The 24,534-nt window shown below is 71.8% G+C and carries 16 protein-coding genes and 1 pseudogene; 8 read left to right on the top strand and 9 right to left on the bottom strand.

Going from position 1 to position 24,534, the window contains the following annotated elements:
• The first annotated feature begins 230 nt into the window (after nt 1-230).
• Nucleotides 231-2,024, top strand: a complete 1,794-nt coding sequence (locus tag OV079_RS29245; protein WP_267772243.1) for a DUF389 domain-containing protein — start codon at nt 231-233, stop codon at nt 2,022-2,024.
• On the opposite strand, the gene OV079_RS29240 is transcribed toward OV079_RS29245, so the two are convergent.
• The 3 genes from OV079_RS29240 to OV079_RS29230 all read right to left on the bottom strand — a co-directional run bounded on the left by OV079_RS29240 (nt 1,954) and on the right by OV079_RS29230 (nt 6,022).
• On the bottom strand, nt 1,954-2,949 hold the full coding sequence (locus tag OV079_RS29240) for an alpha/beta fold hydrolase (protein WP_267772242.1): 996 nt from the start codon (nt 2,947-2,949) through the stop codon (nt 1,954-1,956). The two genes, OV079_RS29245 and OV079_RS29240, sit on opposite strands and share 71 nt — an antisense overlap.
• A gap of 285 nt (nt 2,950-3,234) precedes the next feature.
• Nucleotides 3,235-4,617, bottom strand: coding sequence for a sigma-54-dependent transcriptional regulator (locus tag OV079_RS29235; RefSeq protein WP_267772241.1), 1,383 nt, complete (start codon nt 4,615-4,617; stop codon nt 3,235-3,237).
• A complete protein-coding gene (locus OV079_RS29230; RefSeq protein ID WP_267772240.1) occupies nt 4,574-6,022 on the bottom strand; it encodes a sensor histidine kinase in 1,449 nt (482 codons plus the stop codon). The genes OV079_RS29235 and OV079_RS29230 overlap by 44 nt, the downstream gene beginning before the upstream one ends.
• A 252-nt stretch (nt 6,023-6,274) precedes the next feature.
• Here OV079_RS29230 and OV079_RS29225 point away from each other — a divergent pair, with 252 nt between their 5' ends.
• Both OV079_RS29225 and asnB read left to right on the top strand, forming a co-directional pair.
• Nucleotides 6,275-7,603, top strand: a complete 1,329-nt coding sequence (locus tag OV079_RS29225) for a KamA family radical SAM protein (protein WP_267772239.1) — start codon at nt 6,275-6,277, stop codon at nt 7,601-7,603.
• 5 nt (nt 7,604-7,608) lie between these two features.
• On the top strand, nt 7,609-9,246 hold the full coding sequence (gene asnB / locus OV079_RS29220) for an asparagine synthase B (protein ID WP_267772238.1): 1,638 nt from the start codon (nt 7,609-7,611) through the stop codon (nt 9,244-9,246).
• Between the two features lie 158 nt (nt 9,247-9,404).
• Here the strand turns inward: asnB and OV079_RS29215 are convergent, their stop codons facing one another.
• The 4 genes from OV079_RS29215 to OV079_RS29200 all read right to left on the bottom strand — a co-directional run bounded on the left by OV079_RS29215 (nt 9,405) and on the right by OV079_RS29200 (nt 17,259).
• On the bottom strand, nt 9,405-10,889 hold the full coding sequence (locus OV079_RS29215; protein ID WP_267778670.1) for a sulfatase-like hydrolase/transferase: 1,485 nt from the start codon (nt 10,887-10,889) through the stop codon (nt 9,405-9,407).
• Between the two features lie 340 nt (nt 10,890-11,229).
• The gene (locus OV079_RS29210) at nt 11,230-12,741 is read right to left on the bottom strand and encodes a complex I subunit 4 family protein (RefSeq protein WP_267772237.1); all 1,512 of its coding nucleotides are present in this window, start codon (nt 12,739-12,741) and stop codon (nt 11,230-11,232) included.
• Nucleotides 12,738-14,153 carry a proton-conducting transporter transmembrane domain-containing protein gene (locus OV079_RS29205; protein WP_267772236.1) on the bottom strand — a complete coding sequence of 472 codons (1,416 nt, stop codon included), beginning with the start codon at nt 14,151-14,153 and terminating at the stop codon, nt 12,738-12,740. Before OV079_RS29205 ends, OV079_RS29210 begins: the two co-directional genes overlap by 4 nt.
• Nucleotides 14,143-17,259, bottom strand: coding sequence for a DUF2309 domain-containing protein (locus OV079_RS29200; RefSeq protein ID WP_267772235.1), 3,117 nt, complete (start codon nt 17,257-17,259; stop codon nt 14,143-14,145). Before OV079_RS29200 ends, OV079_RS29205 begins: the two co-directional genes overlap by 11 nt.
• Nucleotides 17,260-18,266: 1,007 nt before the next feature.
• Here OV079_RS29200 and OV079_RS29195 point away from each other — a divergent pair.
• A complete protein-coding gene (locus OV079_RS29195; protein WP_267772234.1) occupies nt 18,267-18,707 on the top strand; it encodes a tellurite resistance TerB family protein in 441 nt (146 codons plus the stop codon).
• Between the two features lie 100 nt (nt 18,708-18,807).
• Nucleotides 18,808-20,052, top strand: coding sequence for a M48 family metallopeptidase (locus OV079_RS29190; RefSeq protein ID WP_267772233.1), 1,245 nt, complete (start codon nt 18,808-18,810; stop codon nt 20,050-20,052).
• Nucleotides 20,053-20,114: 62 nt separating this feature from the next.
• On the opposite strand, the gene OV079_RS29185 is transcribed toward OV079_RS29190, so the two are convergent.
• Nucleotides 20,115-21,074 carry a hypothetical protein gene (locus OV079_RS29185; RefSeq protein WP_267772232.1) on the bottom strand — a complete coding sequence of 320 codons (960 nt, stop codon included), beginning with the start codon at nt 21,072-21,074 and terminating at the stop codon, nt 20,115-20,117.
• A gap of 667 nt (nt 21,075-21,741) precedes the next feature.
• Here OV079_RS29185 and OV079_RS29180 point away from each other — a divergent pair.
• Together OV079_RS29180 and OV079_RS29175 are read left to right on the top strand one after the other, a co-directional pair.
• Nucleotides 21,742-22,710 (top strand): sigma-70 family RNA polymerase sigma factor, encoded by a 969-nt coding sequence (locus tag OV079_RS29180; protein WP_267772231.1) that lies wholly within the window; start codon nt 21,742-21,744, stop codon nt 22,708-22,710.
• A gap of 75 nt (nt 22,711-22,785) precedes the next feature.
• Nucleotides 22,786-23,202, top strand: a complete 417-nt coding sequence (locus OV079_RS29175; RefSeq protein WP_267772230.1) for a VOC family protein — start codon at nt 22,786-22,788, stop codon at nt 23,200-23,202.
• Between the two features lie 87 nt (nt 23,203-23,289).
• On the opposite strand, the pseudogene OV079_RS29170 reads toward OV079_RS29175, so the two are convergent.
• A pseudogene (locus tag OV079_RS29170) lies at nt 23,290-23,719 on the bottom strand (acyl-CoA thioesterase).
• Nucleotides 23,720-23,853: 134 nt separating this feature from the next.
• Here OV079_RS29170 and OV079_RS29165 point away from each other — a divergent pair.
• Nucleotides 23,854-24,423, top strand: a complete 570-nt coding sequence (locus tag OV079_RS29165; RefSeq protein WP_267772228.1) for a gliding-motility protein MglA — start codon at nt 23,854-23,856, stop codon at nt 24,421-24,423.
• The last annotated feature ends 111 nt before the right edge of the window (nt 24,424-24,534 follow it).

The following is a 24,534-nucleotide window of genomic DNA, read 5'->3' as shown; positions in this document are numbered from 1 at the left end:
ATGTACTGTCCTTCGCGTATGACATTTCGCGCAGCGACGCTCGAGGCCGCTGGCGCGAACATCGCAGCGGCATCGAGCTGTCCGTCTCGCGGCGTCGGACGTGCTTGTCCGGCTTGCCGCGTGGATTCTCGTGGGATGGCGGCCCGGGCGCAGACCTCTCGAGGAGCGCGTCGCGAAGCGACGCGCTTTGCTCCTTCAAGCGCGGGCTCGGCGGGACTACGATTGCGCCGATGAGCGACGGAGCCGCTCCTGCACAGGAGACTCGCCGGGAGCACCCGCTTCAAGACACGCTGGCGCGGTGGCTGGGGGTGCCGACGGCGCGGCGCGCGGAGATCGTGCGGGACATGTACTCCCGCCATCGCTCCGACGCGGTGAGTTACTGGCTTCAGCTGGTGCTGGCGACCGGCATCGCCACGCTGGGCCTCGTGCTGAGCAGCACCGGGGTGGTGATCGGCGCGATGCTGATCTCGCCGCTGATGTCGCCGATCGTCGGGCTCGGCATGGGTCTGGCGGTGGGCTCGCCGCTGCTGACCCTGCGCTCGATGTTCCGGGTGGCCGCGAGCATCGTGTGGGTCGTCGCTCTGGCGGCGGCGCTGACGGTCGGCTTGCCGTTCCACGAGACGACGACGGAGATCGCGGCCCGCACCTCACCGACCGTCCTCGACCTCGCGGTGGCCGCGTTCTGTGCGATGGCGGCGGGTTTCACCACGGCGCGCCAGAGCGCTGACACCACCAGCGCCGCGGCGGGGACGGCGATCGGCATCTCGCTGGTGCCGCCGCTCTGCGTGGCCGGCTACGGGCTCGGCGTGAGTCAGTGGAACATCGCCGGCGGCGCGCTCCTGCTGTTCACGGCCAACTTCTGCGCGATCATCTTCTGCTCGGCGCTGCTGTTCATCGGGCTCGGCTTCAATCACGTGGTGCTCGCGGAGGACGGCGCGTCCGGCGTCGGTACCCGCTTGCGGGGCATCTTCGGCGCGCGCTACGGGGTGATGTGGCGCCTCGTGCTGCCCGCGCTGCTCCTGGCCAGCGTCTATGTCCCGCTGCGCGCGGCGCTCGGCGAAGTGGCGTGGAAGATCCGCGTCCGCGACGCAGTGACGCGCATCCTCGCCGAGGTCGCCCCGGACGACCGCTCGTTCCGCACCGCGCTCGCGGTCGAGTCCAGCGGCGTGAGCGTTCGCCTGGCGCTCATCGGCTCGCCCGAGGAGGCGCACGCGGTCGAGACGCTGCTCCGCTCGCGCATCGCCGCCGTCGCCGGGCTCGATCCGGAGGTCGATGTCACGGCGGTCGCCGACGAGCGCTCGTTGCAGAAGATCGCCGCCTCGCTGGTCACGCCGCCGCCGGCAGCGCCGCCGCCGCCTCCGCCGCGCCCGTCGTCGCTCCGCGAGCCGATCGAGGAGGCGCTCGTGGCTCACTGGCCCGAGGTCGGCGGGGCGCTGCGAGGCTGGCAGATGGGGTTCGACGCCGAGCGGCCGGTCCTTCACGTCCGGCATCAGGGTCCGTCGCTCGGCGGGGCGGCCGAGGCGCTGCTGGCCGACTTCGTGGGTCTCGCGCTCGGCGAGTCGGTGGCGGTGCGGACCGAGCCTGTCCTCACGGGCAGGTGGACCTCCGAGGCGCTCCCGCCCCGCGAATTCCTCGGGGCGCTGGCTCGCGGGCTCGCGCTCGGGCGCGACGCGAGCGACACACACGCGTGCGTCGAGCGGCCGGCGACGTCCGCCGGAGCCGCGGAGAACGACGAGCCGTCGCGCGCCGCGGGGACGGAGCTCGCCCGCACCGCCGATCTGTTGCTGGAGGCGTTCGCCGGCCCCGGCGTCGAGGTGCGGGAGGGGACGGCGTGGGCCATCGAGCTGGTCGTCGGCCCGTGTCCGCCCACGCCCGAGGTTGCCGGTGACACGAATCGCGGAGTGGACGTCGCCGGCGCTGCTCCCCCGCGACCTCCGCGAGCGACTGAACACCTCAGCGGGCGACGCTGTCGACGAGCTCGATCACGAGTCGCGCGACCTGTTCGGCGTGGTCCTGCCGCGTGAGCAGCGACATGTGACTCGCCCCTTCGACGCTCACGTGGCGGCTGTGCTTCGAGAGGCCTGCGATCTCCGCGTGCAGCTCGAGATTCAGCGCGAAGATCTCGGGGGACATGCCTTCCATCGGCTCGGTGCCGCTGACGACGACGACCGGGCGTTCTTTGACGGACAGGTTGGCCCGCGCGGCGGCCATGGTCCTGTCCCAGGCTGCGAACTCCTTCTGCGAGGTTCGCACGTGCGGCGCTGCCGAGGTGAACATGCACGCGGCCCTGTAGTCGTCGGCGGGCAGCCCGGCGTGGAGACGGCCGAGCGGGTTCGCCAGCCGCAGCAGGCCGATGTACGTCAGGTCTGCGACGACCGTCAGCGTCCGGACCACGCGCTCGTGCGCCTCGCGGGCCTCGGGCGGCAATCGTTCGAGCTGATCGGGGTGTGACGGCTCGATGAAGCCGAGCGCGACCACCTCGTCGGGGTAATGGGTGACGAAGATCCGGATCAGCGCCCCACCGAGAGAATGACCGACGAGGACGTAGGGCCCGTGTTCGCCGGCGTTCCGCAGGAGCGCGTGCAGACGGTGGGCGACGGCGACGCCGTCGTGGGGGGCCGCGTCGTCGCTCCAACCGAGCCCGGCGCGGTCGTACGAGCAGACGCGGGTGCGTTCGGCGACCTTCGGCTGGATCCACGCCCAGACCTGCGCGAAGCCGAAAGCTCCGGCTTCGAGGACGACGGTCGGCCCGCCCTCGCCGGTGCAGTGGAGGTGCATCGAGGTACCATCCACGGTGACGTGGCGGCCGGGCGGATGCACCGCGCGTCGATCCAGCGCTTGCCCGATCTGCTGGTAACTCGCGCCGAGCAACACGAGCCCCGCGAGGACCATCAGGGTGCCCAGACAAAGCCTGCGGAGCCGGCGGAGGAGCGAGGACGGGACGGGCATGGCTGCCGCTCTAAGATGCAGGATGAATCGGCCCGGATCGAGGCGGGACCGGCGCTCGCTGCGGGCGGACGGCGCGTTATCGTTAACGTGTCTCCACCTGACCTCGGAGATCGACGAGGGCTCGGGCCGTGGCGCGCCCTTCGTCGCGAGGGCGGCGGCCGCGAATGCCGACGAAGTTTGGGCGGACAGAGGGATTGGGCCTATGATCGGTGCCCCTCATCTGCGGCGGCCGAGCATTTTCGATGACAGGGAATTCATGTCGCGGCCCCTCCGCGAGCGCGCTGCTCACTCTTTCAGGTCGAGGTCTGCGGCCTCCTGGGTGCCCAACAATCGCCCGAGAGTCTTGACATCGATGCCGAGGCGGCGGGCCGCGTGGGCGCGGATGCCATCGACCTGCTCGAGCACCCAGGTGGCATAGCGGCGCTGCATCTCTCGCATCGGCACGATCGCGTCGAACGGCGGGAGCGAGTCGGGCGGCGCGTTGAAGCTGCGGGGCAGGTCTGCGACCTCGATCATCGCCCCGTGACCGAGCAGGACCAGACGCTCGATGGTGTGGGACAGCTCGCGGACGTTGCCGGGCCACGGGTGGGCGAGCAGGCGCTCGAGGGCCGCGCGAGAGAAGTTGCAGACCGGGCTGTCGGGGTAGCGCGCTCTGGCCTTGCCGAGGAAGTGATCGATCAGCTCGGGCAGGTCGCCGTTGCGCTCGCGCAGCGGCGGCAGCTCGAGGACGACGAGGTTGAGGCGGTACAGCAGGTCCTCGCGGAACCGGCCGTCGCGCACGGCTTGCTCGAGGTCGCGGTTGGTGGCGGCGAGGATGCGGACGTCGATCGGCCGCTCCTTCATCCCGCCGATCGGGCGCACCGCGCCGCGCTCGATCACGTGAAGCAGCTTCGCCTGCAGCGGCAGCGCCATCTCGCCGATCTCGTCGAGCAGGATGCTGCCGCCGTCGGCGGCGGAGAACAGGCCGGCCGAGCTGGAGGTGGCGCCGCTGAACGCCCCGCGCACGTGGCCGAACAGCTCGCTCTCCAGCAAGTTCTCGGGCAGGGCGGCGCAGTTGAGGGCGACCAGCGGGGCCGAGGCGCGGCCGCTGCGCTGGTGGATGGTCGACGCGACCAGCGTCTTGCCGGTGCCGGTCTCGCCGGTGATGAGGACGGGCGCCGAGGTGCTGGCGACGCGGTCGATGATGCGGAACAGCTCCTGCATCGCCGCGCTGGTGCCGAGCAGGCCGGGCGGCCCCGGCTGGACGCGCAGGGCGTGGCGCAGCACCTCGGCCTCGCGGCGGAGCTGCGTGTCGTCGAAGGCGCGGCGGATGAAGATGAGGAGCTCGTCGACCCGGAACGGCTTCGCCAGGTAGTGGAACGCGCCGCGGCGCACGGCCTCGATCGCCGTGTCGAGGGCGCTGTAGGCGGTCATGACGATGACGGGCAGCTGCGGGTTGAGGGCGCGCGCCTGGGCCAGCAGCGTCAAGCCGTCGGCCCCGGTCATGCGCAGGTCGGTCACCATCACGTCGAAGTTCGCCTCCGCGAGGTGCACCAGCGCCGCCTCGGCGGAGCGCGCCGCGGTCACCTCGAACCCCTTCTCCGTCAGGCCGTCGCTGAGGGCCTCGAGCATGTCGAGGTCGTCGTCAACCAGCAGGATGCGCGTCTTGTGCTTCGTCGGCGAGAGCATCGTCGGACATGGGTTCGGCGGGCAATCGTAGCACGGCGTTCGTCCCGCCGCCGGGGCGGTCCTCGAACCGCAGCTCGCCTCGATGCATCCGCATGACCTCGCTGGCGATCGCCAGACCGAGGCCCGTGCCCTCGGCCTTGGTGCTGAAGAACGGCTGGATGCGCGCGCGGAGGTTGGCGTCGATGCCGGCGCCGCGATCGCTGACCGCGATCTCGAGCTGCCCGCCCTTCGACGACGCGCCGAGCTCGACCTCGCCGCGCTCGCGCGACGCGTCGCACGCGTTGAGCAGCAGGTTCGTCAGCGCGTGCTCGAGCAGCCGCGCGTCGCCGTAGATCCACGGCAGCTCGGACAACGAGTGGACGCGCAGCGAGACCCCGGCGCGCTCGAACCGGTGGCCCACGCGAGCGACCGCGCTGCGCAGCACGTCGGCGGCCGGGAAGCGCTCGCGCAGGGGCGCGGCGCCGCGGGCGATGGCCAGGAAGCCGCGCGCGCTCTCCCGGATCTTCGCCACCTGCTCGGTGATCGCCCGCGCGCCGCGGCGGGCGCGGTCGTCCTCGGCGTTGTTCTCGAGCTGCTCGGCGCGCATGGCGATCACGCCGAGCGGCGTCGACAGCTCGTGGGCGATGCCGGCGGCGAACGTCAACATCGTCGCGGCTCGCCCTTCGCGCGCGAGCTGGACCTCCTGGTGGGCGCGCATCGACTCGCGGGCCAGCACGCGCTCGAAGGCTCGCTCCTGGCGTTGCGTGCGGAGGAGGACCCACCCGAAGCCGAGCACCACGAGGCTGGCGAGGCCGACCATGATGATGGTCCGGGCGTAGCGACGAGCTTCGCGCGCACGCTGGCGCTCCGTCGAGCTGACGACGGCGAGGATCCACTCGCCGAACCGTGGGTCCTCGACACGCGACAGGCCCGCGACCGCGAGCTCCTCGGGCAGGCCGAGACGCAGCGCCTCGGTCGGCGTCAACCAGGCGCTGCTCTCACCCGCGGTCGCGGCCTGGACCACGCTCGGGATGTCGACGGGCGTGCCGTCGATGGTCCGCAGGTCGTCCGTCGTGGTCGCCCACACCAGCAGGCAGTGATCGGCGTCGTTGGCGATGGCGTCCTCGTGGAGGAGCTGCCGCGGCTCGACCACGAACGAGGTGTTCGCGAAGCGCCACGAACCGCCCTCCGCGTGGGCGGCGCCCGCCGGCTCGCCTCCGCCGAGCGATGCCAGGCCGGCCCGGAACTCCGACGCCAGCACCTCCGCCAGCACGCGTGTCTCGCGGGAGCTCTCGATGCGCGTCGTCGACACCAGCGAGCGCTCGTCCATCACTCCCAGAGCGGCGATGGCGCCGATTGCGAATACCATCGCGGTCGCCATCAAGCCCGTACGCCAGCGCTTGAGGCGGAGATGGGGCGCGGTCATGGCCGGCAAGACAAGCACGGTTCGCGCCAATTGGGAAACCGGGCCAAATCGGCGGTGAACGCGACCGAAACGGGCATCTTGCCCGGTGACCGGGCATTTTTCCCAGCCCGGCGCGGCGCCGGCAGGCGCGCGAGGAGGCGCGGATCCTTCGCCGCCGGCGTCTCGTCGTCCGCTCGGCTCGCGGCGGCGCTTGGCACATCCCTTGCTCATGCACCTTGCCGCGCATTCATACGCGCGAGCTCGGGAGGCCTCGTGCTTGATTCCTCACCGCCACGACCTACCTACTCTCCGATCACGCTGCGCGACTTCGCGTCCATCCCGCAGATCGCCGCGCTCCCGCCCGATGTCCGCCTGCAACTGACGGCGGTGGCCCGGGTGCTGCCGTTTCGCGTCAATCGCTACGTCCTCGACGAGCTCATCGATTGGAGCCGCGTCCCGGACGATCCGATCTATCAATTGACGTTCCCCCAGCCCGGAATGCTGGACCCCGCCGATCTGCAGGTCGTCGCCGACCTGCTGCGCGCCGAGGCGTCCGGCGGCGAGATCGAGGCGGCGGTGCGGCGGATCCAGCGCGGCCTCAACCCGCATCCGGCCGGCCAGATCACGCTCAACGTGCCGACCCTGGACGGCCGGGCCGTGCGCGGCATGCAGCACAAGTACCGCGAGACGGTGCTGTTCTTCCCGGCGCAGGGGCAGACGTGCCACGCCTACTGCACGTACTGCTTTCGCTGGCCGCAGTTCGTCGGCCTCGACGACCTCAAGTTCGCCGCCCGCGAGTCCGAACAGCTGGTCGAGTACCTGCGCCGTCATCCGGACGTGACCGACGTGCTCATCACGGGCGGCGATCCGCTGGTGATGCGCACGGCGGCGCTGCGCCGCACGATCGAGCCGCTGCTGGAGGCCCGCCTGCCCGGGCTCACCAGCATCCGGATCGGCACCAAGGCGCTGGCGTACTGGCCGTTCCGGTTCACCACCGACGCCGACGCCGACGACCTGTTGCGGCTGTTCGAGGAGGTCACCGAGCGGGGCATGCACCTGGCGCTGATGGCCCACTCGTCGCACCCGCGCGAGTTCGAGACGCCGGCCGCGGCCACGGCGATCCGCCGCGTGCGCTCGACGGGCGCGGTCATCCGCTGTCAGGCGCCGCTCATTTGTCGGGTCAACGACGACCCGGAGGTGTGGGCGCAGCTGTGGCGGGCGCAGGTGCGGCTCGGCGCGGTGCCGTATTACATGTTCGTCGAGCGCGACACCGGGCCGAAGGAGTACTTCAAGGTCCCGCTGGCGCGGGCGCTGAGCATCTTCAGCGACGCGCAGCGGCAGGTGTCCGGTCTGTGCCGCACCGCCCGCGGGCCGTCGATGTCGGCCACGCCGGGGAAGGTCGTGGTCGACGGCGTGGTCGAGTCGGGCGGAAAGCCGTGCTTCTCGCTGCGGATGCTGCAGGGGCGCGACCCGGCGTGGGTCGGCCGCTCGTTCCTCGCCGAGTACGACGAGCGCGCCGCCTGGCTCGACGAGCTGCGTCCGGCCGGCGACGAGCCCGAGTTCTTCTTCCAGCGAGCCCTGCGCGACGCGCAGCGGAGGTGACAGGTATGTGCGGGATCATTGCAGTGTTCGGCGATGTCGACGGGAACGTCGCGGCGGCGGCGGAGGTAGCCGCGGGGCGGCTCGCCCACCGCGGCCCCGACGGCAGCGGCTTGTGGATGCGCCTCGGCAGCGCGGTGCTGTGTCACCGACGGCTCGCGATCATGGACCCCGAGCAGGGCAAGCAGCCGATCCGCGGGCGGGACGGCGCCGCGGTGGTCCACAACGGCGAGATCTACAACTTCCGCGCGCTCGCCCGCGAGCTCGCCGCCGCCGGCCGTCCCTGCGTCAGCGGCTCGGACAGCGAGGTCCTGGCCCATCTCTACGAGGAGCGCGGCGAGGCCTGCGTCGCGGCGCTCGACGGGATCTTCGCCTTCGCCGCCGTCCACGGCGACGATTGGCTGGTCGCGCGCGACCCGATCGGCATCAAGCCGCTCTACTACGGCCGCGACCGCGCCGGCAACCTGTGGTTCGCGTCGGAGCTCAAGGCGCTGGTCGACAATTGCGTGTCGTTCGAGGTGTTCCCGCCCGGCCACCTCATGACCGGTCGCGGCGGCCTGCGCCGCTGGTACGCGCCCGCGTGGCTGAGCGGCGAGGCGAGCGCGACAGGTGACCCGTCCGCGCTCCGCCAGCGGCTGACCGACGCGGTCGAGAAGCGGCTGATGAGCGACGTGCCGCTGGGTCTCTTGTTGTCGGGCGGTCTCGACTCGAGCCTGATCGCCGCCCTGGCGACCCGGCTCGTGCGGGCCCGTGATCCTCGCGCGGAGGTCCACAGCTTCGCGATCGGCGTGCACAAGGACGCGCCCGACCTGCGCGCCGCCCGGGAGGTCGCGCGGTTCCTCGGCACCACGCATCACGAGGTCCTGTTCCAGGTGGAGGACGGGATCGCCGCGCTCGACGACATCATCCGGCACGTCGAGTCCTATGATATTCCGACGATTCGGGCGAGCATCCCGATGTATTTCCTGAGCCGCTATATCCGCGACCGAGGGGTCAAGGTCGTTCTATCGGGCGAGGGCTCCGACGAGATCTTCGGCGGCTATCTCTATTTCTATTACGCCGAAGATCCGGAGGAGCTGCGACGCGAGACCGTGGCGCGCGTCGCCAACCTCCACCTCAGCGACGTCCTGCGCGCCGACAAGAGCACGATGGCGCACGGGGTGGAGGCGCGGGTGCCGTTCCTCGACCTGGCGTTCCTCGACCTGGCGATGTCGCTGCCTCCCGAGCTCAAGCAGCCGCGCAGCGCGGGGCCCGGCGGCGAGGGGCGGATCGAGAAGTGGGTGTTGCGCCAGGCGTTCGCCGACGAGGCCGATCCGCTGCTGCCGGCGTCGGTGCTGTGGCGCCAGAAGGAGCAGTTCTCCGACGGCGTCGGCTACGGCTGGGTCGACGCGTTGCGCACGCACGCCGAGCGCGTGGTCGGTCCGCACGAGCTGGCGCGGGCGGCGGAGCGCTTCCCGTACGCGACGCCGGCGACCGCGGAGGCGTACGTCTACCGCGAGCGCTTCGAGGCGCTGTTCCCCGGCGAACACGCGGCCCGGTGCATCGTCCGCTGGACGCCGCGCTGGCAGGCCGACAGCGACACCTCCGGCCGCGCCAACCCGTTCCATCGCGCGGCCAACGAGCGCGCGGGAGCCCGGACCGGCTAGCTCGTCGCCCGCCGCGATTCGCGTCGCGGGCGTGATTCAACCCGAGCCGCGCCGGCGCGGGTGTGAGGCCTCCTGCGCCCGCTCGTCGCGCGCCGCGATTCGCCCGGGCGCGGGCTTTCCGGGCCCGCTCGTCGCGATTTCGCCGTCGCGGGCGTGATTCACCCCGCGCCGCGACGGCGCGGGTGCAGGGCCTTCTGCGCCCGGAGCTCGTCGAGCAGGGCCGCCAGCCGCGCCTGGGTCGCGCGGGTGTCGCGATCGTCGTGCTTGCGGTGCGCGAGGTTGACGATCTCGGTCGGATCGGCGTCGAGGTCGTAGAGCTCGAATTCCTCGCGTTGACGCCGCGGCGGGTCGCCGGCGCCGATCTGCGAGTGCTCGTAGTAGCGGGCGTACTTGTAGAGCGGACCGCCGGGGTCGAGGCGGGCGAGCACGGCCTCGACCTTGGCCGGCTCCTCGACGGCGTCGTAGGCGAACCCGAGAGTCGTGGTCTGGTCGAGGCCCTCGGAGACCTCGTCCTCGGTCATGAGGTAGATCGGCGCGTCGTCGCCGGCGGCCCCGCGCAGCAGCGGCGAGAGGTCGCGGCCGGGCAGCGGCTGCGCCTCGCTGTGGGTGCGCGCCAGCTCGGCGGCCAGCGCGGCGGCGTCGAGCCCGGCGAGGCCGAGCAGGGTCGGCAGCAGGTCGACGTGCGAGGTGGGCCGATCGACGCGCCGCCCGGCCGGGATGCCGGGGCCGGCGACCAGCAGCGGGACGCGCCAGCTCTCGTCATAGACGTTGTGCCACTTCTGATGCATGCCGCCGTGGGCGCCGAGCATGTCGCCGTGATCGGAGGTGTAGACGACGACGGTGTCGTCGGCGAAGCGCGAGGCGGCCAGGCGCTGCAGCACGCGAGCGACCTGGGCGTCGACGAGCTTGTGCAAATAATAGAAGCGGCGATAATTCGCGGTCTGCGGCTGGGCGATGAAGACCTTGCGGTACTTGTCGACGAAGTCGGCCTGACAGCCCGGCTTGGTCCGCAGCGACTCGTCCTGGGTCGGCGGCTCGTCGATCTCGGGCACGCTGTCGTCGAACAGGTCGTAGCCCCACGAGCGCCACAGCAGCCCGAACAGGACGATGTCGTGCGGGTTGACGAACGAGGCCACGGCGAGCCACGGGGCGGCGTCGTCCCCGGCCTCGAGCGCGTCGAACGTCTCCTCGACCTGGTCGCCGAACAGCGGGTCGCGCAGGAGGCCGCAGTTGGAGCGCGCGGCGCCGTGCGGATCGGGGCCGATCCACCCGGAGAAGCCGTGGGGGGCGAGCCGTTCGCTGGCGGCGTAGAGGGCGGTGGTGTCGACGAGCGGGACGCCGCCGTCGTCGCTGCTCGCCAGCGATTCATGGGTGTCGGGGGCGACGAGGTCGGCGTGCGAGACGTGCCATTTGCCGCGGTAGAAGGTGCGATAGCCGGCGGCGCGGAAGTAATGGCCCATGGTCGGGACGGTGTTCGGATCGAGCCAATACACGTCGGGATCGCGGGCGGCCTTGGCGGCGCCGTCGGTGGCGCGGACGCCGTGGAGGGTCGGATAATGGCCGGTGAACAGGCTGGCCCGGCTGGGCGCGCAGGCGACGGAGGCGGCGTAGTGGCGGTGGAACTCGGTGGCGCGGGCCCGCAGGGCGGTCTGGCCGAAGCTGCTCGCGCCGGAACGTCCGCAGCGCGTCGCCCTCGTAACAGGGCGGATAACGCTCCTCGTCGGTCATGATCAGCAGGATGTTGGGACGCCGCGCCATCGCTCGCTCCTCCGGACGCGACGATATCACGAGGCGCTCGGCGACGGGCCACGCGCGGATGCACGCGTCGGCAGGGACGCGGAAGCGCGCGCGCATGCGAGGCGGCCGACGATAGACATGTCCGAAGAGACATGTCGTCGGGCGCGGGAGAGGCGCCCCGGAGCGGCCGGAGTCTCCAGGCGGAGACATGTCCGAAGGGACAGGCCGCTCGCCCGGCTCGCCGGCTCAATCGTCGTCGTCGTGGTCGTCGTGCGCCGGGGCGGCGTGCGCCACGGCCTTGGCCGGCTCGAGCTTCTGCAGGGCGTCGACGACGCCCGCGCGCACGGCGAGCAGCGGCTGCGGCATGAGGCCGCCGATCAGCAGGGTGGCCATCATAGCGACCGAGGCGCGGTACTCCCAGCCGCGCAGGTCGGCGAAGGAGCGCAGGTCCTTGGCGTGCTGCGAGCCGGGGCCGAGGAAGGTCTGCTTGAACGCCTTGAACAGGGCGACGCCGTTGATCGCGGTGACGACGAGCATGAGCGCGGCGGCAAGCTGGTGCTCGTAGAGGAGGCCCTGGATCGCCAGGTCCTCGGCGACGAAGGAGATCGTGCCGGGGAAGCCGACGGCGGAGGCCGACAGCAGCAGGAAGCCGGTGGTGAGCCGCGGGGCGCGACGGACCAGGCCGCCGAGCAGGCGCATGTCGGTGGTGCCGGCCCGGGCCTCGACCTCGAGGGCGATGAGCATGAGGCCGCAGACCTCGACCACCGACGACATCGCCTGCAGCAGCCCGCCCGACACGCCGGGGGCGTTGAGCGTGGCCAGACCGGTGAGCACGAGGCCCATCTGGCTGACCCAGAAGTAGCTGATCACGCGCCGCAGGTCGTACTGCCCGACCGCCAGGACCGCGCCGTAGAGGGCCGTGATCGCGCCGAGGATCACGAGCGGCGTCGACACCTGCTCGCACAGCCGCGGGAACAGCGGCATGACCACGCGCGCCAGGCCGAACGAGCCCAGCGAGGTGAACAGCGCCGGCATCGCCGAGTAGCCGGGGGCGCGCCAGCCGGCCGCGGTCAGCCACAGGTGCAGGGGGAAGATGCCCATGCGCAGCAGCGCAGCGAACAAGAACAACCACCCGACGGAAGACGGCAGCGAGGTGCTGGCCTGGGTCAGCGCCAGCAGGTCGAACGGCGAGGCGGACCCGGCGGCCCCGGCCTGGGCCATGAGCACCAGCGCGGCCACCAGCGCCAAGGTGGTGCCGGCGATAGCGAGGGTCATGACGAGGTGCAGCGGGCGCGACTTGCTGCGCCGGGTGTCCTGCCACAGCGGCAGCATCGAGCCGACCCAGAACAGCGACAGGGTGGCGGCGTCGAGCGCGAGGAAGCAGCCGAGCAAGGTGCCCTCGACGGCGAGGATCCGCGCGGCCGTGTGGCCGCGCAGGTCGGAGCGCGGGGTCGACAGCAGCGAGGCGAGCGCGATCGCGGCGGTCATCGGCAGCAGCAGGGCGTTGAGGCCGTCGACCGCCATGTGAAAGCGCAGCGACAGGAACAGCCCCGACTCGAGGTCGTCGCGGTCGAAGTGCGAGTCCCAGCCGTTGAGGAGGAACGCGCCCACGGCGACGGCGAACACGACCCAGGCGACGCCGATGGCGACGTCGCGCTGGCGCGTGGGCTCGCGGATCATGAACTGGACCACGAACGCGGCCAGCAGCGGGGACAGCCACAGCAGGGGGATCGCGAGGGCGACGAGGTCGTGCGTCATGTGCGGGCCTCCGGCGCGGGCAGGTCGGGCGCGAGGGCGGGCGAGGGGGCGATGGCGCCGTTCATGTCGGGCGCCATGACGGGCAGGGGCGCGCCGGTGCCGGCCTCGGGCTGGCGGCCGTGCAGGGCGAGCAGGCCGCCCTCGAGGCGGTCGAGCAGGCGGGAGAGGTTCATGATCGGGCGGGTGACGAGGCGGTCGAGCGCGGGCTCGACGGCGAACCGCTCGAGCGCGAGGCGGTAGAGCGCGCGGCGGCGGACCAGAGCCACGCCCTCCCAGCGGGCGGCGGCCTCGTCGGAGTCGGTGCGGCCGAGCGCGGCCTGCTGCCACAGCGCGTCGTGCAGGGCCGTGGGCGTGCGCAAGAACTGGTAGTAGCGCAGGGTGGCGTGGGCGATCAGGTGGATCGTGGCGAGGGTGTAGAAGCCGAGGCCGCACTCGACGAACATCAGGCCGACCTGGCTGGCGGTCGCGTGGGCCACCGCCGACTTGGCGTCGGCGCTGACCTGGCTGCTCAGCGCGGCGATCACCGCGGTCACGAGGCCGACCACGACCAGGACGATCCGCGCCGTCGACGACTGCTCGATCAAGGGCGCCGCGCGCAGCAGCAGGAACACGCCGGCGTGGACCGAGAGGCTGCCGTAGAACACCGCGGACGAGGCGGTCGGGCCCTCCATCGCCCGCGGCAGCCAGCCGCCGACCGGGAACTGCGCCGACTTGCCCATGGCCGCGAACACCAGCGCCAGCGCGACCGCGAGGCCGGCCGCGGTGCCGCTGTGATTCGGCAGCGCGGCGAAGATGTCGACCCACACGGTGGTGCCGAGCCAGTGGTGCAGGCCGACGGCGCCGAGCAGCAGGCCGATGTCGCACACGCGGTAGGTGACGAGCACGCGCAGGGCCGCCTGCACCGGCATGGCCCGCTCGTGGAAGAAGGCGACCAGCAGCACCGAGCTGAGACCGACGAACTCCCAGCCGATGAACAGCAGCTCGACGCTGCCGGCCAGAACCAGCAACTGCATGCCGGCGGCGAAGAACAGGGTGAGCACGAAGAAGCGGATGAAGCCGGGCTCGCGGTGGAGATAGGTGACCGAGAACCGCACCGTCGTCAGGACGATGAGGGCGACGAACGCCGACATCGCCGCCGACAGGCCGTCGAACAGCATGACCAGGGGGAAGCTGTACTCGGCGGCGTCGTACCAGTTGCCGAGCCGATAATCGACTGTCCCATGGGACAGGTGCAGCAGCACCCCGCAGGCGGCGCTGAGCAGGCTGAGCCACACCGCGACGGTGGTGACGCGGGCGACCAGGCGCTCCGACGGGCGGGTGCGCGGCAGCAGCAGCAGGGCGATCACGATCGCCGCCAGCGCCGGCCACACCGGCGCCAGGGCGAAGCCGGCAGACAGCAGATCAGGGAGCATGCTTCACCTCGTTGGGGGTGACGACGCGGGCCGGCGCCAGGCAGTCGACGCGGCCGGCGCACCAGTCCTCGGAGCGGGCGACCACCGGCAGCTCGATCGGGTGCGGCGTGTACTCGCGGAAGCCGAAGCGGGCGTCGTAGGTCCACATCTGACGCGTCTCCGGGTGGATCGCGGTGACCCGCACCCACTCGTTCAGCACCAGCTCGGCGACCGCGGCCTGGCGGGTGAGGATGTCTTGCAGCACCTCGGGGGTCGCCTCGACGATCACCTCGAGCCGCATCGGCTCGTGCATCTCGGTCGCCTGGGTCGGCAGGCCGGTCCGCAGGTCGCTCGACGAGCCGTTCATCACCCCGGCCAGCGCGGTGACGTTGTGCGGCAGCTTGGTGCCGGAGCCGAGCTTCTCGGGGTCGACGCTCGAGCAGTAGTAGTCGAGGGCGATGCCGGCGCCGACCGGCGAGGTGGCGGCGAGGGTGCGCTCCAAGATCTTGTGGTCGGGGTCCTGCGTGGGGTCGTAGGAGATCAGCAGGCAGCGGCGGTCGAGGAACAGGCCGTAGGTCAGCTCGCGCCGGCCGACGATGCTGCAGGCGCAGGTGGCGTGGCCGAGCTCGGCGCGCGGCTCGCCGAGGTCGACCGCGCGGGCCTCGACGTGCCGCTTCGCCGCCGCGGGGCCGTCGAGCTTCGGCGCGGTCACGAACCGGCGGGCCCGCTCGATCGCGTTGCGGCGGCACATCTCGTCGAGGATCACCTTGAGGTCGGCGAGCTCGCGGCGGGCCGAGGCCGGCAGCAGGTCCTCGTCGATCCACGAGATCGTCTCGGCGCAGGTGTCGTAGACCCCGGCGACGAACACCGAGTCGGCCGGGATGACGATGCCGCGCTCGGCCAGCCGCTCGCGCACGTCGGGGCGGTTGCCGATGTGGGCCAGGTAGCGCGCGTTGGGCCCGCCGCTGCGGCCGCCGCAGGCGGCGCACGAGTAGGCGGCCAGCAGCGGGTTGTTGACCGACGAGGTGTCGTGGCCGAGGGCGACGATCAGCTTGCCGAAGCGCTTCGTCATGCCGAGGTTCTCGAGCAGCGAGGCGACGCGGGCGGCCATCTCGTCGACCGAGAAGCCGGGCAGCAGGTCGTCGCCCGGGGCCTTGTCGAGGCCGATGCGCGCCGGCGTGAGGCGGGTCTTCGGCTCGGGCAGGATCTTCTTGCGCAGCGTCTGGCGCAGGCGCCCGGCGGTGCGCGGGGCGAAGATCGACAGCAGCAGCGGGACCACCGAGAACACGCCTGTGACGATGCTGACGAGCAGGCCGAGCCACAGCGAGCGCGAGGCCCGGCCGAACAGCTCGCGCGCGCGGGCGATCCGCTGCAGCCGCTGCTTGCGCAGCTGGGCGAGGTCGAACTGCTGCGTCAGCACGACCTCGTCGATGCGGTGCTGCGGGGTGACGATCACCGGGCACAGCGGGAAGGTGCGCGGGTCGTCGATGCCCTGATAGGCGAACGCCACGCCGAAGAAGCCCGGGCCGCCGTAGGTCTCGACCTCCGGCGAAATCTCTTCGAGGTAGCGGCGCGACGACTCGAAGCGGTCGTCGAGGCACAGCATCACCTGGAACCGCGGGGCCACCTTGGGCATGCTGGCCACGCGGGCGTTGGCCGCCACCGCGTCGAGCAGCGAGACCCGGTAGTGGCGCTCGTAGGCCTCGTGCCACAGGCGCATGCGGGTCATGTCGTCGTGGCGGTCGAGGAACGCGACGAGGGTGTCGATCTCGCCGCGGCCGGCGGCGCGGATCGTCGGCGCGCCGATGCCGGCGTGCTGGGCCAGCTGGAACAGCGGCCAGGCGGTGTCGTGCGGGCCGCGGACGGAGGGCGGGGCGATCTGCGGCAGGCGGGCGCAGTAGCGGCGGATCTGCGCCGCCGGCCCGTCGTGCCCGACCTGGCGGGCGATGTCGCGGAAGGCGAACAGGTCGAGGGCGAGGCGCACCGCGAGGAAGTCGAGCAGCTCGACCTTGGCGCGCGAGCGGCCGATCGGGCCCGGCGCGTGCTCGAGCCGGTGGAACATGCCGGACCAGCCGGGCAGCTGCAGCAGGGTGCGCTCGACGTAGGCCTCGTACTCGTCGGGCTCGACGCCGAGCTCCGCCAGCAGCTCGAGCGCGGCGTCCTCGGCCGTCACCTTGCGGGTCTGCCAGTCCTTCATCCGCTTCGCCGCTCCGCCGAGCCAGCTCGGGCGGATCGACACGCCGGCCTGCTTGATCCGCAGCCACGCGAGGAAGAACCCGTCGCCGCGGTCGGGCATCGCCCAGTGCGACTGCCCGCGGTCGAGGAACGCCGCGCACAGCGGGATCAGCACCGGGTGCACCAGGTCGTTGGCGTCGATGTCGCTGCAGGCGCGCAGCAGCTCGCGGTGGGTCCACAGCTTGCGCGCGCCGATCACCGGCATGCCGGCGTAGTGGGCGCAGGCGTCGACGCAGGCGGTCCACAGCGCGCGCACGGCCACCGGCTCGCGGCGCTCGGCGAACGCCGCCGCGTGCAGGCGGTCGCCGAGCAGCGCGGTCAGCTCGGCCATCGGCGTGCGGAACGGCGGGCGGCCGACGATGTGCGCCGCGAGCTCGGCCTCGTGGCCTTGCAGGTGGGCCAGCTGCGGCTGCAGCCAGTCGGCGGTGGCGGCGAGGATGGCGTTGCGGGCGTCCTCGCCGGTGTCGGCGGCGAAGTACGTGGTCGCCTGCTCCTCGACGATCTTCCAGTGCAGGTCGGCCGGCGTCTCGGCGCCGATGCTGTAGCGGGTGACGGTGCGGGCCACCGCGCGCGCCGACGGGAAGCCGGGGACCAGCGGCTCGTCGGACAGCGGCTCGTCGGCGAACACCGCGTCGAGGTCGGCCTCGGTGATCCGGCCGGCCGCGTGCTCCTGCCGGTAGCGATCCTCGGGGAAGTAGCCGCGCACGCCGAGCTTGCGGCGCGCGGCCAGCATCGCCTGGTGGAACGGCAGGTGCTGGAACGCGACCAGCAGGTTGTTGTGGACGAAGACCTCGAGCGGGGCCTGGATCGGCAACCATTGAGCCGCCCGCCCTAACGCGTGACGAAGGCGATCGCGGGGGCCGTGCGCGAGCGCGGCGTCTGGTGTGGTCATTGTCGAGGGTCTCCCTGGCCGAGCAGTGACGAATCCAACGATGTTCGCCGGCCAAATACGGCGCGCCTCGGACGGCGTCCGTGGACTCGAGCGTGCCCATAGACAGGGCCGGGCACGAGCGCATGACGAAGAATTCACCGTCGACCGCGCGCAGCTTCATACCCCCGAACGGCCGCGATCCGGGCCGCTGCGCCGCGTACCGCCGGGTGGGGGTCGCTGCGTCGTCGCTGGCAGAATGAGCGCGCGGCGCTCCGCGCCCGAGCGGGCCCGACGGCGCGGCGAACGCTGGCCGGGAATCGTCTCCGGTCGAGTGCGCGAGCACAGGCCCCGCCGCGCCGGCGACGAGGTGCGCGTGACGGGGCCATGCGTCACCACGGCCGGCACGCAGGCCCGCGGCCGTCGGGCGACGTGGCGGCCGCACGGGACATGCGCGGCTCCGCGGCGCGAGAGGGTCTCGCAGACCGCCGCTGCGACCGTCGGCGGCGCGCCGAGAAAGATGAACGAATGCTTACGCAACCTCGGGGCGTCGAGTGCGCCACGCCGGCGGCGCGCGGCCACGACCGCGAGGGCGCGCGTGGGCGGGTCGGCGGTCGCTCCGGAGAGGAGAGGGCGCAGGTCCGTCGGGGCGGCCGCTCTCGCGGGTCCGCGGCGAGCCCGGGTCCACGAGGCGGGGTTCGGTCGCCGCCTTCCCGCCGCGGGTCGGTCGCGCCGCGGACCTTCGTCCGCGGGCGAGATCTGCGCCCGGCCGGCGGGTCGTTGCGTGTGCAGGGGTCCGGGCGAGGTCTCGCCGATACGCGGTTTTGCGGCGAGTCGCGGCGGCGTCGGCCTGTCGGGCCGCCCGCGCCGGGTCCGGCCCGGATCTCGAAAAGCCGGTCCATTGGCCTTTGAACGATGTTCTTCAGAAAATCTGGCGACCGACGCGGCGGCGCCGGGAAACCCTTGTACGCGGCGGTCGCCTCGCCGACACTTCCTGCGCCCGCGCTGCGGGATCAAGGAGTGACTACCTCATGGGTCTGCTGTCCAAACTGACCGGCAAAGTGACGCCGCAGAAGAAGCCCACCGACGACGCCCTCTTGCTCCACGGGATGCTGCTGATGTGCGGCGCCGACGGGAGCTTCGACGAGGCGGAGCTGCCCACCGTCGAGAGCTACTTCGCCCAGTTGCCCGAGTTCGAGGGCAAGGAGTTCGGCGACGTGTATCAGGAGGCGGTGAAGATCCTGAAGCGCTTCCCCAACCTGAAGGACTCGGTCAAGGCGCTCGGGGACCTGTCGTCGCAGCTGGTCAAGAACAAGGCGTACCTGCTGGCGGCGGACATCGCGATGTCGAGCGGCGACGTCGACGAGCAAGAGGACGCGATGCTCGAGGCGATGCAGCGCGTGCTCAACGTCGAGGACAGCCTGGCGACCAAGATCCTCGAGGTGTTGACGCTCAAGTATGCCCGCGCGTGATGGCGTGAGCAGGTAGCGCGGCGCGCCGACCCGGAGCCGACAGGCGGTCCGGGCGGCGCGCTTCGTGCGTGTAGACAGGTGTGATCCGAGAGGTGAAGTGATGCGCATTGATCCGCGGCAGTTCCAGGTCCGGCGCGAGCAGCAGCTGCGCGACGAGGTGATGCAGGACTTCGGGGTGCGCAAGGCCCTGGCCAAGCTCCGCGAGTGGCGCGGCGGCAAGGGCTACGGCTACCGGCGCAACCTGCTGAGCTCGACGCTGCGACTGACGCGGTCGATGTCGCCGGAGATCGCCGACACCGTGGCGCAGTGCAAGGAGATGCTCGGCTACGAGTCGCCGGTCGAGGTGTACGTGACGCCCGAGCACCAGTTCAACGCGACCTGCTACCGCGAGGTCAAGGGCCCGACGGTCTTGACGCTGTCGAGCCGGCTGCTCGAGGCGTTCACGCCGGCCGAGCTGCGGTTCGTGATCGGTCACGAGCTCGGGCACGCGGTGTTCGACCACTACGGCCTGCCGATGCCGATCACCGCGACCATCGAGGAGCTGGGGATCCCGTTCGTCTCGCGGCCGACGTCGCTGCGGCTGTACGCGTGGTGCCGCAGCGCCGAGCTGTCGGCCGACCGCATCGGCCTGCTGTGCGCCGGCGACCCGGAGGCGGCCGCCAGCGGCTTCTTCAAGCTCGCCAGCGGCATGGCCAGCGAGCGCGTGCGGCCCGACCTGGCGACCTTCGCCCGCCAGGTCGAGAGCCTGGCCTCGGCCCCGGAGGCGCGCGAGAAGGAGTACGACGAGGACACGCTCGACTGCTTCAGCACGCACCCGTACAACCCGGTGCGCGTGCGCGCGGTGTGGGCGTTCAGCCGCTCGGAGCCGTACCTCGAGGCGCTGGGCCGCAGCACCGACAGCGCGTGGGCGCTCGAGGACGTCGAGCAGGTGATCGAGCGCGACCTGCAGCTGATGGAGCCGTCGTACCTCGAGGAGAAGAACCAGACCTCGGACACGCTGCGGCGGCTGCTGTACACCGCGGGGCTGGCGGTGGCGGCCGCGTCGGGCGGGGTCGAGGCCTCCGAGCTCGAGGCGCTCGGGCGCCTGCTCGGCTCGGACCACGCCGACGAGCCGACCGACGTGCCCAAGCTGCTCGGCGACCTGGACGGGCGGATCCAGGCCGCCCTCGAGGTGCCGCTGCGCAACCGCGCCCAGCTGATCCAGCACCTCACGATCGTCGCCGCCGCCGACGGCTCGGTCAGCGAGGAGGAGCTCCACGTGATGGAGGACATCGCTCGCCGGCTCGAGGTCGGCGCGCAGGTGGTGCACCAGACGATCCGCGGGGCGATGCACCCGATCGATTGAGGCGCGCCGGCTCGAAGTGCATCCGACGATCCGCGGCGCTGCGATCGCCCGCGGTCGTCGGCTCAGTCGAGGCGGAGGACCACCCAGTCGAAGTGCAGCCACTCGGGCGGGCCGAGCTGCTGGCACTCGGGCGAGTGGATGTGCGAGCGCAGGTTGCGGAACAGGTGCTTTTTGCCCTCGACCAGGAACTGCAGCTGCTCGCCCTGGGCGATCGGCTTGTTGTCCAGCTCGAAGGTGTAGACGTCGGGGTCGGGCTCCGGGGCGCAGCAGTCCGGGCAGCTCCCGCACATGCCGGTCGGCTTGAAGCCGACCTGGTACGGCATGTTGGGGTCGTACAGGGTCTGGCCGAAGCTGGCGGTGATGACGGGCACGCCGGCGTGCGCGACCGTGAGGCCGGTGACCAGGCAGTCTTCGGTGCCCTGGTGAATGGCGAAGCGGAGCTTGACGCACTCGAAGTTGTGCGCCGGAGGTTCCAGTCCCAGCGAGAGCGGGAACACGAAGCCCTGGCCCGGCACCTCGCTCGACGGGCAGTCCTCGGTCTCCACCAGCTTGAAGCCGGCGGGGGTGGCCTCGAGCCGGCCGGAGTAATCCTTGCCCTGCCAGGCCATGCATTCGGCGGCGGGGGGCGACGCGTTGTCCTCGGCGAGCAGGAGCGGGAGCTGCGGTCCCGTCACGTCGATGCTGCCGCACGCCACCGGGTCCCCGGTGTCGCTGGTGACGGTGGTCATCGGCTGCGGGTCGGTGGTGGTCGTGGTCGCGTCGGTGGTGGAGCTCGAGGTCGCCGGCGGGTCAGTGGTGACGTCGCTGTCGCTGACGTTCGCGGTGGTGGCCGGGCTGGTGGTCGAGCCGGTCGGGTCCGGGTCGGTGCTCGTGGTGGTCGATGCGCTCGTCGTGGTCGTCGGCCGCGTCGGGTCGGCGCTCGCGGCGGAGCTGGCGCTGCCGACTTCGGTGTCGCTGACGGTGAAGGCCGGGTTGTCGAGGGTGCAGGCCGAGACGCACAGCAGTAAGCCAATGGGACGCATGCGACGACTGTAGCCGGCCGGCCGCCGGCGGTCAGCCCGCGCAGGTGCGGGCGGGGCGAACGGCAGAGTCGGCCGGCCCGGGGCCGCAGGCGCGCAGACGCGCCGCGCCGCGAGCGCGGGCGGGGCGCGGGCGGGATGTCTCCAGAGACAGGTTCTAACAAGTCAAAGGCGGAGATGGCCCGAGGCGCACGGGGTGGCCAGGAGAGGATGTCTCGAGGGACAGGTTGCGACGTCGATGAAGGCCGAGGTCCGGGGGCAGGATGTCTCGAGGGACAGGTTGCGTGCTCGGGTGGTTTGACGGTCGCGTGGGAGTGTTGGCCACGGGCCGAGCTCGGCAGGTGCGGCCGTGCGTGACGCCGCGAGCGCCGGGCGAGGATGGGACGAATCCACGGCGGGAGGCCGATGGCGGACGCGCAGTTCGAAGACAGATCGCGGGGCTCGGCGAGCAGCGGGACGCGGCGGATCGCCCGCGTCGGCGCCCGTGATCGGCTCGGCGAGCTCGCGGCCGTCCGCGAGGAGGCGGTGGGTCCACGGGGTGGCATTCGAGTCGGGAGCGGGAGCCGTCGCGTCGCTCCGAGTCGCTACTTCGTTGCCGCGATAGTCGGCGGGTGCCGGCGGCTTCAGGGCGCTTTGCCGGGGCGGGCGGGCCTGGTACACCTCGGCGGCGATGAACGATGTCGCCAGCCCGCACGCGACGGCGAACGATCTCGAGCAGCACCGCTCGGCGCTCACCGGTCACTGCTACCGCATGCTCGGCTCGGCCGCGGAGGCCGACGACGCGGTGCAGGAGACGATGGTGCGAGCCTGGCGGGCGCTCGATCGCTTCGAAGGTCGGTCGGCGCTGCGCACCTGGCTGTACCGGATCGCCACGCGCGTGTGCCTGGACGCGCTGAGCCGGCGCTCGCGGCGGGCGCGGCCGATGGAGCTCGGGCCGATGGGCACGGTCGACGACGCGCTGGTGTCCCTGCCGGGCGAGCAGTGGGTCGAGCCGATCCCCGACGTCCTCGCGTTGCCGGCCGACGCCGACCCGTACGAGCGCGCCAGCCTGCGCGAGAGCATCCGCCTGGCGTTCGTGGCGGCGCTGCAACACCTGCCGCCGAAGCAGCGGGCGGTGCTGCTGCTCACCGAGGTGCTCGGCTGGCCGGCGGCGGAGGTCGCGGGCAGCCTCGAGACGTCGGTGGCGGCGGTCAACAGCGCGCTGCAACGGGCCCGCGCGACGATGGCGAGCCGCGGGGTCGGCAGCGGGCGCGCGTCGCTGTCGGCGGCCCAGTCGCAGCTGCTCGAGCGGTTCGTCGACGCGTTCGAGCGCTACGACATGGACGCGCTGTCGAGCCTGCTCCACCAGGACGCGACGCTGTCGATGCCGCCGTTCTCGCTGTGGCTGCGCGGGCTGCCGACGATTCGCACCTGGCTGTCGGGCCGCGGCGCCGGCTGCCGCGGGTCGCGGCTCGTGCCCACCGCGGCCTCGGGGTCGCTGGCGTTCGGGCAGTACCGGCCCGACCCCGCGGGCGGCCACACCGCGTGGGCGCTCATCGTGCTCGAGACGGCCGGCGAACAGATCGTCGGCTTCAATTCGTTCCTCGACACCGCCGCGTTGTTCCCGCGCTTCGGGCTGCCGCCGGCGCTGGAACCATGAAAAGTTTTTGCGAACGACCGATGAGTTCACGGAGCGACTTCGGTCCATGGCCCAGAACCTTCAAGGAGGAACCACATGGCAGTCACCAACTCGCGCAAGCTGTTCGTCAACCTGGCCGTCCGCGATCTCAAGCGCACCGTCGACTTCTTCACCAGGCTGGGGTTCGCGTTCAACCCCCAGTTCACCGACGAGAAGGCGACCTGCATGATCGTCAGCGAAGAGGCCTTCTTCATGCTGATGACCGAGGACCGCTTCAAGGACTTCACCGCGCGCGAGATCTGCGACACGCGCACGCACCTGGAGGGCCTGTTCGCGCTGTCGGCCTGCAGCCGCGCGGAGGTCGACCAACTGGTGAACACCGCGATCGAGCACGGCGGCAGGGCGATCGGCGAGCCCAAGGACCACGGGTTCATGTACTACCGCGCGTTCTACGACCTCGATGGGCACCACTGGGAGGTGGTGTTCATGGAACCGAACCACGTGCAGTCGTGAGCCCCGCGCCGGGCGCTCCGCGGGGCGCCCGGTTCGATGCGACGAGGGGAGTCGATGTCCCTTGGGACAGGTCTCGTGTTTCGAGGCTCACGAGGAGAGGGCCAGGAGCGCCGCGCGGATCTCCGGAGGTAGCGGGGCCTTCGCGCCGGCGTCGTAGTCGAAGCTGACGATCCGGCCCTCGCCTTCGGCGGCGACCCGATCGAGGCGCTCGCTGACGATCCGGTAGCGCATGGTGAAGCGATCGTCGCCGATGTCCTCGGCCCTGGCCGCGAGGATGACGGTGTCCGGATACGTGAGGGGATTTGAAGGTGCAGGAGGTCGAGGCGAGGATCGGGCCGACCCCGCCGGTGTGGCCGCCGCGGGTCCAGCGAATCTCTTCAAAGAAGGCGATCCGCACCGACTCGAACCAGCGGAAATACACGACGTTGTTGACGTGCGCGAAGGTGTCCTGGTCGCCCCACGCGACCGGCCAGCGGCGAATGACGGGGAATTCGGCGAGGCGGGCGTCGGCGGTCATCGCCGTGACCATAGCGAAGGCTCGCCGACCTGCCCAGGGCGCACGGCGCGAGGCCGACGAGCACGGCGACGCGGCCGCGGTCGGTGGAGCCGGGCCGGCGAGCCGGCGGCGGGAGCCGATATACTCGCGGCAGCATGGCGAGCATCGACCACGAGGCGCGGCGGATCTACGCGAAGATCGTCTACTGGGGCCCGCCGGCCGCCGGCAAGTGGGCGAACCTCGAGGAAGTCCATCGCCGCACCAGCCCGCCCGATCGGCCGCCGGCGGCCAAGGAGACGAGCGTCGGCTTCCCGCTGGCGCTCGGCGAGCTGCGCGGCTACGCGACCGTGTTCGCCCTGCTCCGCTGCCCCAGCGACGGCGCGTGGACGCGGCACGTGTTCGACGAGCTCGGCAGCGGCCCGCCCGACGGCGTCGTGTTCATCGCCGACTCGAGCCCGACCGCGCTGCTCGACAACGTCGCCTGGGTGCAGAAGCTGAACACCGAGGTGAGCGCCCGCGGGCTCGACCTCGGCAAGCTGCCGGCGGTGTTCCAGTACAACAAGCGCGACGTCGCGGGGGCGCTGCCGGTCGAGCAATTGCGCCGGGCGATCAATCCGTGGCAGCACCCCGACGGCGAGGCGATCGCGGCGCGCGGGATCGGCGTGTTCGAGACGCTCAAGCAGGTGAGCCGGGGCGTGCTCGAGGAGCTGCGCAAGGCGCCGTGAGGCCGTTCAGGACGGGATAGGATGGGCGTGCGGTTCGATAAGGTCAGGTGCAGCGCGTTGGGCCTCGTGCTCTTGAGCGGCTCGGTCGCCTGTCGGGCGGCAGCGCTGTCG

The organism is Nannocystis pusilla (genome assembly GCF_026626665.1).
Classification (GTDB): domain Bacteria; phylum Myxococcota_A; class Polyangia; order Nannocystales; family Nannocystaceae; genus Nannocystis; species Nannocystis pusilla.
The sequence above is the reverse complement of the archived record's forward strand: the minus strand, read 5'-3'. Positions and strand labels throughout refer to the sequence as shown.